General features: G+C 39.7%; 6 protein-coding genes. All 6 read right to left on the minus strand.

Features of this window, described 5'->3' with window-relative positions:
* Positions 1 to 451 precede the first annotated feature (451 nt).
* A complete protein-coding gene (locus ACFSCZ_RS14160; protein WP_380774704.1) occupies positions 452 to 1,072 on the minus strand; it encodes a Crp/Fnr family transcriptional regulator in 621 nt (206 codons plus the stop codon).
* Positions 1,073 to 1,459: 387 nt separating this feature from the next.
* On the minus strand, positions 1,460 to 2,089 hold the full coding sequence (locus ACFSCZ_RS14165) for a Crp/Fnr family transcriptional regulator (protein WP_380774705.1): 630 nt from the start codon (positions 2,087 to 2,089) through the stop codon (positions 1,460 to 1,462).
* Between the two features lie 270 nt (positions 2,090 to 2,359).
* Positions 2,360 to 4,147 (minus strand): dynamin family protein, encoded by a 1,788-nt coding sequence (locus ACFSCZ_RS14170; RefSeq protein ID WP_380774706.1) that lies wholly within the window; start codon positions 4,145 to 4,147, stop codon positions 2,360 to 2,362.
* A 13-nt stretch (positions 4,148 to 4,160) separates the two neighbouring features.
* Positions 4,161 to 6,161: a dynamin family protein gene (locus tag ACFSCZ_RS14175; protein WP_380774707.1), complete on the minus strand. Its 2,001-nt coding sequence runs from the start codon at positions 6,159 to 6,161 to the stop codon at positions 4,161 to 4,163.
* Between the two features lie 15 nt (positions 6,162 to 6,176).
* Positions 6,177 to 6,731: a hypothetical protein gene (locus tag ACFSCZ_RS14180; protein WP_380774709.1), complete on the minus strand. Its 555-nt coding sequence runs from the start codon at positions 6,729 to 6,731 to the stop codon at positions 6,177 to 6,179.
* 69 nt (positions 6,732 to 6,800) lie between these two features.
* Positions 6,801 to 7,676 (minus strand): HNH endonuclease, encoded by an 876-nt coding sequence (locus ACFSCZ_RS14185; protein ID WP_380774711.1) that lies wholly within the window; start codon positions 7,674 to 7,676, stop codon positions 6,801 to 6,803.
* Positions 7,677 to 8,484: the final 808 nt, after the last annotated feature.

An 8,484-nucleotide genomic window follows, 5' to 3' on the forward strand; every position in this document is an offset into this window, starting at 1 on the left:
GCTATAAAAAAATCCGAACGAGATTCGATTTTCTTCAGCTAAAAATCAAATCCGCTCGGATATTAAATAGAATCCATCGTATTTTAGAGCGTCGGCTACAGCCTCCTTATCAATCAAAAAGGAGGGGCGATTTACCTAAATCTGGAGATGGACAGTGGACATCGTAAACTCAAAGACTGGACGATGGACCCAGGATCTCCCTGCAGACAGAAGCAAGTTTTTAGCCGTTGATTCGGCTATTGCCCGCCAGGACATTGGAAAACCCCCTTTTCCAAATCTGTTGATCCATACTATGCACTATTTTGTTTTCTCCATAATGGATCGAAATTCTTATATTTCTTTACTAAAAGAACCGCGTACCTGGATGTCTTTTATCCCTGTCTCCTATACATTGAGATGATCCAGCCCCTCCTATGTCATACAACCCGCTTGGGTCTGAATCATGAAATGTTTAATGTTGCATATCAAATTTTTGCTTGAGTTTGTCCACATCTTTTAAATGAATCATTCCATCAGAGATGTCGATCAGATGATCGTTTTTCCACTCTTTGAAAATTTTCCATACGGTTACACGCGATTTCCCGATATAATTGGAGATGGAGTTTTGATCGATTGCCAGGATAGGACTTCCTGTTTTTTCATAAAGTAAGTGAAGGTAGTATGCGAGCTGGATATCAGCCGGTGCATTTAAGACGAATTTTGCTCTTGCCATCATGCGGATTTTGGCGATCAGTGAGTAGCCAAATTCTTGAGCTGCCTCTGGTTCCACTGCACATAAATCGCGGAAATTTTGTTCGGAAAAATAATACAAGGTTGAATCAATGGTAGTTTCAGCCGTTGCAAAGTACACTTGATTCAACCCTTGTTCTCCTATCAGTCTTCCAGGAGAGACGTAATCAATAATTTTTTCATACCCGTCTTCACGAAGAATACTTATCTTTACCTCTCCGTCAGCCAGATAATAAAATCCGCTGCCCTTTTCACCCTGCCTAAACAAAATGGAATCAGCGGGAAGGGATCGAACTTGTCCAAAATGTACATAATCCATCCAGTCAAAGGTTTGTATACTCAATGAAACCTCTCCTCCATCCTGTAATATAAAAAATGCAGAAACACAGAGATTCATCTTTATATAGTTTTAGTTATGCTACGGCAACACAGCAGTCTTAAATTAAAATACGCATAAATCTGATAGTAGCTAAAAGACATTATGATTAAGCCATCGGCGTAAATCAGTTGTCAAACGATGTCATACTGTGATGTTTTGCTATTATTTTCTCTTTTATATACTGGCTTCATTAAAGAACCGGTTTGGGTAGGTTTGGTAAAAGTTTATTCAAACTGTCAAACTTGCATCGAGGGGACCGCCACTTCCCTTTTGTACTTGAAGCAGAATCGGTCTTCCTTAGGAGGACGAGAAATGACACGTATAAGTTACTTACTAGTAAATTTTACAAGGCTATGAAGGGGTAGCCGCAATTTCTTTTAATTTCTGCGGCATTTTTACGATGATTTTCTTTTTCTCAACAATAATTACCTCATCTCCCCATTTTTTAAATATTTTGTAAATTGTTCCCCGTTTTAAACCGGTAAAACTTGAAAGCTCCTTTTGTGTCATAGGGATCTGATGATCATTGTATTTCCTCAGAATGTGTAAGAGGCTTTGTGCCAACTGCCGTTCCGGGGGTAAAGATTGAATCATTACATTGTTCGCCAACAATTTCAGCTTCTCTGTCAGTCCACTATAAATCAATATCCTCAACTGATGATCATCGTCCATTAACCTTTTGATCACGTCATATCGAAAAAAATAAACAACACAGTCTTCAAGCGCGACAGCCGTTGAAAAATAGGGCCGCTCATCAGCTGTTTGTTCTCCGAAAGTACGGCCTGCGCTCACAATATCAATCGTCCTTTCCTCGCCTGAAAATGTCTTGGTCGACACCTTAACAAACCCCCTCTCTAAATAATAAAACCCTGTCCTTTCGGAAGAGTCTACGCTGTAAATAATGGATTTCTTTCTGTAGAAGGTGCGCTTTCCATACTGAAAATAATCCTCCCACCCTTTTCTCTCAGTCGTACGAAGCATGTCAGACATCCATCCTTTCCTATTTTTTGTCACCGCTTACATAAATGTTGGTGTACAGGAAATTCCTCCTTCTGTACAAAAGAAAAATTCGTCAAAAAGTTCGAAAACCCTCCAAAAAACGGAATTTTCCAGGCGGTTTCCGATGTGACAGGATTCGACATAATCCGGGGCGTGCCTGTCACTTGTCGAATAAAAATATAAAAGCAGGTACGGAAAATTTCTCCCACCTGCTTTTATAACGACTAAGTATGTATTGTATGCATACAGTATTTAAAACGATACACCCACCCGTTCAAATCTCACCAAGCTGGTATTGTAAGCATTGATTTTTTGCTGCACGTCTCTCAGCTCTTCCGCTGTCCATCCTTGTGAGATAAATTCACATAGTTGATCATACAGATTGTTTGCTATACGGTTACTTTCATTCTCAAGCTGATCCAACATAGCCGGAAGGAAAACATTGCTGACTTTTTGCTTTGTCTCGTCAACGGCTCTGATGATCTCTACTCTGTATTCGTTCTTCTTTTTATTTCCAAATACTAATTTGGCTGCGATTCCTGTGACGGCTCCGATCAGTAACACCGGCGGCATCACTGCACCCATAGCAGCCCCCAAGGTTACACCAGCAGCAGACGGCCCAAGTACTGCAGCATAGGTTGCGGCTGCCACTCCATAGGCACCCCCAATGGCTGCCCCTTTTATCGCGCCATCCGCGACTGCATTTTCTCCCTGTGGGAAATAAACTTCTAAAGGAACATCAGTGTCTTGATATAATTGGATTTGACCCTTTCGAAATTCTTCTTCTTCAATATTAATTTTTTCGCCAATGGTTTCTACCGCCTGATTCCATTGTTGCTGAAAAGATGTGTTTATCTCGGAAAATTTTCTTTCCAGCATTTCCAGTATATATTCGCTGGACAAATAATGGTTCATTTGAGAAGAGATGCTTTCATAAGAAGCTTTTCCTGACATCATCCCTAACCCTTCAAGCTCCCTTAGCAAATTCCTTTTCTCGTCCTCGAGCAGATGAGTCGACACCCAGCTTTGCAGTTCCATCTTTATTTTCTTCTGAATACTGTCATTATGATACTTAATCTCTTCCTTTCTTCGTTCCATTGTTTGAAGCAGAAATGTGATCGTATCATTTGCAATCTGGTGGTTCAGCCTCTCCTTTTCAACGAGGGCATTGATCGAACTGGATATACTTTGCAAATGTACCTGCTTATCTTCTTTTTCAATGGTATCCAGATACGAAAGCAAAGCCGGAAATCTGGACTCCTCCAATAGCTCCTGATCCCCATGAAGGGTTCCCTCAAATGCTTGATAGGCAGAGATGGCAAAAACTTCGTCGATCATAAATCCTAATTGATCCTCTATGTACCCCTCAAGCTCCTCCGCCGAACCATCAATTTCGTCCAAGCGATTGATTACAGCAATAATCGGTTTCCCGTATGACTTCACGTTAGTCAATTCTTCTTCTATATCCTGTTGGCCTAAATGATGTCCATTAAAAACCCACAGGACGACATCGGAATTTTGAATATAACCCTTCGCTGTTTTTTCGTTGCTTGCCGTAACCGTTGCAATCCCTGGTGTATCCACCAAATAAAGCTTTTGCAAATTGGCAAGAGGAAATCCAAGTTTCACCTCAGACACATCTGAAAAAAAATCTTGGTTCCCTTTATTCGCACTTAGGATTTCATAAATTTCATCGGTGCTGCCATCAATTGTTTCATTAACTTTCCTTATGATGCTGCCCTTTTTTTGATTTGAATGTTTAACCTCTATAATGCTTGCCGTCGTTTCAGTGACATTTGTCGGCGATACAGCTTCCCCCGCAAATACATTCAGAAGCGTGGATTTTCCAGCTTTCACCTCACCCATTAAAACAATTTTCAAGGGATGATAGCACTTTTCCATCAGAATATCCGTTTCATTCCGAAAAGATTGAAGTTGCTGGATGATATCCGGATGGATCGGCAGTGATTTATCCAAAGAACATAAGGGTGACATACTGAAGGTTTTCTGCAAGTTTTGAATTTTTTCTAACACGGACATAGGCTTCCTCTCTCTATTTATTCATTAAAATCTCTTTTAAAGGGGTATAAAAATTAGGCGTCGGGTTCGACAAAGTCTCTTTCAGTCTCTCCCCGTGATCTAACATATCTTCTACTTCCTTGAAATCATCCAAATGATCCATTAACGCACCAAAACTATATACCTGTGTAAAAGATTGGTTGGCACTTGACTGTATTCTTTCATATACATGATCTGCATGGGATTCAATATTTTCCATCATTTTTTCAGTTTGACCGGATATGATAGTATCCACTTCTTTGATAAGTTTTCTTCTTAGTTCATCCTTAATACTTTTCTTAGCAAACCAGCCAACAATTCCACCAACTAATAGACCAACGGGTCCCAGAATTAACGCCCCAACAGCACCAGCTGCGATACCGGAACCATATGTCAGAAAATCCTCACCACTTAGATCACGCCTGATATTCACCTGTACATCCATGTCTTTTCGAAGTTCTAAAGAATGTTGCTGCATTAAACTTGGATATTCAGTAAAGTAAATTTTCTTTACATAGTAATCTTCAATACCCTCAAATATATCTTTCTGTTCTTTTTGGAGTTGTTCAAACATATGAGTGAGCCGGGGGAGTTCAAAGATGTGATCTTCCAAATAGCTTTTTTGCTGCTCCGAGCCTTTTATATTCATAAAACTGTCCATACTGAGAGCAATATTCTCTTTGACTCTATTTTCATAGCTATCCAACTGTGCTTTTGCATAATCAAAAAATTTGTTTGACTCAACATCCAGTTGTTCATCTACTTTTTCAAAACCATCATTCATCTTTTCCAAATCCGCAGCCAAATCCAGAAGATATTGTTGAGTGTAAAGTAATACCTCTTTGTTATATGCCCGGCCGGACTCTAATTTTTTGTCGCATTGGATGCGCTTTGCGTTCTTGAAAAATGCATTTTGTATTTCTGCATAAAGTTCATTCAATCCACTTTTCTCAATGAATTCCTTATTGCCGGCAGCCGCCCCATCATAGGCCATTTTGGCTGATAAGGGAACAATGGCTCGGAAATACCCTTTATAAATGGACTGCGCATCAGCCAGAACTTTTTTGACCCCTTCTTCGCCTTGATTCTTGTATACGAGGTCTATTCTATTTAACACGGCTATGATATTTTGGTGATGCTTTCCACCAATGTTTTCAATGCTTTCCTCAAGCTCCTTAATCAATTTTTTTGCATTGCTTGCGGAAATTGAGGTCGCATCGAGCATCCAAAGTACACCATCTGCTTTGTGATAAAAATCTTGAACGTTATGACGAATGTCCCCCATGATGTTTTGTTTCAATCCTGGAGTGTCGACGACATGAAAATATTCCAAGATGGGGGCGCCGCTCACCCCCCAATGTATTTCGGTTATATCCGAATGGTATAATTCCTCACGTTCAAGCTTTAACTTGAATTCGTTCATTGCTTTCAATGTGGGATTCTTTTTTTTGTATTCCTTTATCTCATTCCTTATATGAGCCTCTGATTCTTTTCGCTTTTTCTCCTCGCCTTTAATGATCTCTTGAGCCCTTTTGGCAGACACCTTTTCTTCACGACTATCCCTATATTTGATGATTACTTGATGGACTGGTTGATCGTTTCGAAAGACATCAATCTTCCATGTTTTTGGCAAAATGCCTACCTCAGCAGCCTTCGTTTCCAATAAAGCATTAATCAATGTAGATTTCCCATACTTGCCTGACCCAACAACAAAAAGCATAAAGGACTCATCTAACCCTTGAACTAAGCTTTCAACCTTCGTGTTATAATCCTCAAGTAGGTAAAGGAGGCGACCCGTCTTGTTGTTCTGGCCATTATGACTGTTCATTAAGCTTTGACGAAACAAATCAACCTGGCTGCGATAGAACTTAAGCTGCCGCTTCGTTACTTCTTCCTGCTCGTCTTCACGGATGTCCTTTATTTTTCGAAAAATTGATTGGTACAAATCCATTCCACTAGGTGCCGAAGAAGGCTCTTTTACCTGATTGCTAATCATCCCGATCCCTTCTTCCTATAACGAAATAACCTGTAGAGTATGTAAAAGTAGAGTTGTTAGTATACCAAATGAACCAAGTGAAAAGATGAGGGTAGTAATGAGCAGCTTCTTGGACGTATCTGCTGTTTCTACTCCGTGATTCGTTAACACATTCAACTGACCATCTAACTGATCTGCTCTCTTTTCTAAACTTTCTTCTAGTAATTTAGCAGCTTTGTCCTGTAAATCAAACTTCTTATCTGTCTTTTCTTGAAATCTGGTGATATCGCCTTTGATTTCTTTCACATGGTTAATGTCCACTTCTACCTTTTGAAGAATATTTTTTAGTTGCACATCCATACGTTCTTCTCTTTTTTTCTGCCCTTGTTGACGCTTCAGATATTCGGCATTGACATATTGCAGTTCATCAAGAACTTTTCTTAATTTATCGATACTTTCAGCCATTACCGGGACTTGTTTATTTACCGTTAAGGATGCTTTTTCCATTGATTTGGCTACCGATAGTTCTAATACTTCTTTGCTAATCTCCTTGATCAGCTGGTTATATTCTCTTTGAAGTTCATCTTGCATAAACCTGTCTCTCCTCAGTAAAATAATCATTTATGTATAAAAACTAGAATGTATTTCTCTTAATCCAGCCTATCGGTACTCGGCTCCGCCACCCCACAGTTCCCTGCCGCCTGTGTGGCCTGTTTGATGATGTATTTCCTCTTCGACCAGTTGAAGGACACCCGCATCTTCATGATGGTGCCAACTATATCCTTCAGGCGTATCCCCTTGTGCTAACTGCTGAATATCTGTGTTCGTTAATTGTAATTCCTTAACGAGATCTGGATTAGACTGAAGTTCATCATAAAGTTCTATATTGGCATACGAAAAATGGACTGAATCCGACTGCAAATAAAGATCATTCGGTAAGTTTACTTCATAGGCAGCATCAAATACAGGAAAAGTTCCTGTGAACTCACCATCGGGGAGTTCAACTGTTTTTTCTTCAAATGGGACACCCGTTACCGGATGATGGTCACCTGCCAAATGGTCATTCCTCGTCTCAAGCTCTTCGGCATCTACGGTATCTACCCCATCCATTAAATCCAATACACCCACTGCTAATGTAGCAATGGCTGCTACTTTTCCAATATTCTTTACGCCCTGGACTGCCTGTTCCTTATCTCCCAGTCTAATTCCTTCATAGGTGGCCCCGGCACTTTTCGCTGTATAGGTAACGGTTGTTTTAACCCCGTTAAAAGTTCTGCCAGCAGCATCTTTCAAATCATCAAGTCCCTCTTGCAGTATGAAATCATCTTTTTTGATCGCCCCATATGTACCCTTGACCGCTCCGTCAATATATTGTCCGGCATTATCCAAAGCAACAGTTGATGCTTGTTTAATTCCATCCCCAACTTCCTCAACCCACTCAGATTTAACGGCTTTACCGGCTAATTTTACTCCCCCTCCAATCACACCGCCGGAAAGTGTACCAATCCCTTTACCAACCGACCGAAAGAAACCCATCCATATCTCCCCCAAACACACAATCAAAACTAACTTTAATTAATTTTTTTATATTCATAGACTCGAGGTCCTTTAATAAGTACAATAAGGACTGCCTTCATTGATATGTACCTCATTATACCAAAACTACTAGTACTTTTTTCTTAAATTGTAAAATATGACTAATTGACTTTGAGGGGTAAAGCTTTTTAAATTCAACAGTGGAGAGTCTCATTTGTTGAAACATAGACTGCCTTTTCCAGGATGTAATCATTCCAAATACTAGAATACTGGCCGGAAGACTGCAGTTACTCTCCGAGATTCTAAAATACTGGCCAGAAGACTACCATTACTGTCCAAGTATCTAGAATACTGGCCAAAAGCTTCCAATTACTCTCCAAGTTTAATAGAATACTCTTCAATTTCAACTTTTACTCCTCACCTGCCACAGTTTACTCTCATATTTAGTAAAAATACTCGTATCCCCTACTGCAAGAGTACGTAATTTCCCGGATCTTAATTAACCGGCAAGTACCAGCCAATGTTTTCCAGCCTACTAATTTTATTTTCATCGTTCCAAATGGAGGAAAATCAAATATAATATAATAGGAAAATGTATACATAACATCAGGAGGAACACAGCATGAAGAAAGTCTTATTTTTATTATTACTAGGTCTCGTTTTGTTAACGGGTTGTTCCAAAGTGTGTAGTGCAAAATAAAAGTGCAGAGTTATGAAACATAAACGTACATAACTTTGCATTTTATTTAAAAGAAAAAAGACCTTGCCAGCCATTCAAATCTTCTCTACTGTAGTTGGTGTCGAATCA

Origin of the sequence: Siminovitchia sediminis, from assembly GCF_042680885.1 — a bacterium.
Taxonomy (GTDB): Bacteria; Bacillota; Bacilli; order Bacillales; family Bacillaceae_C; genus Siminovitchia; species Siminovitchia sediminis.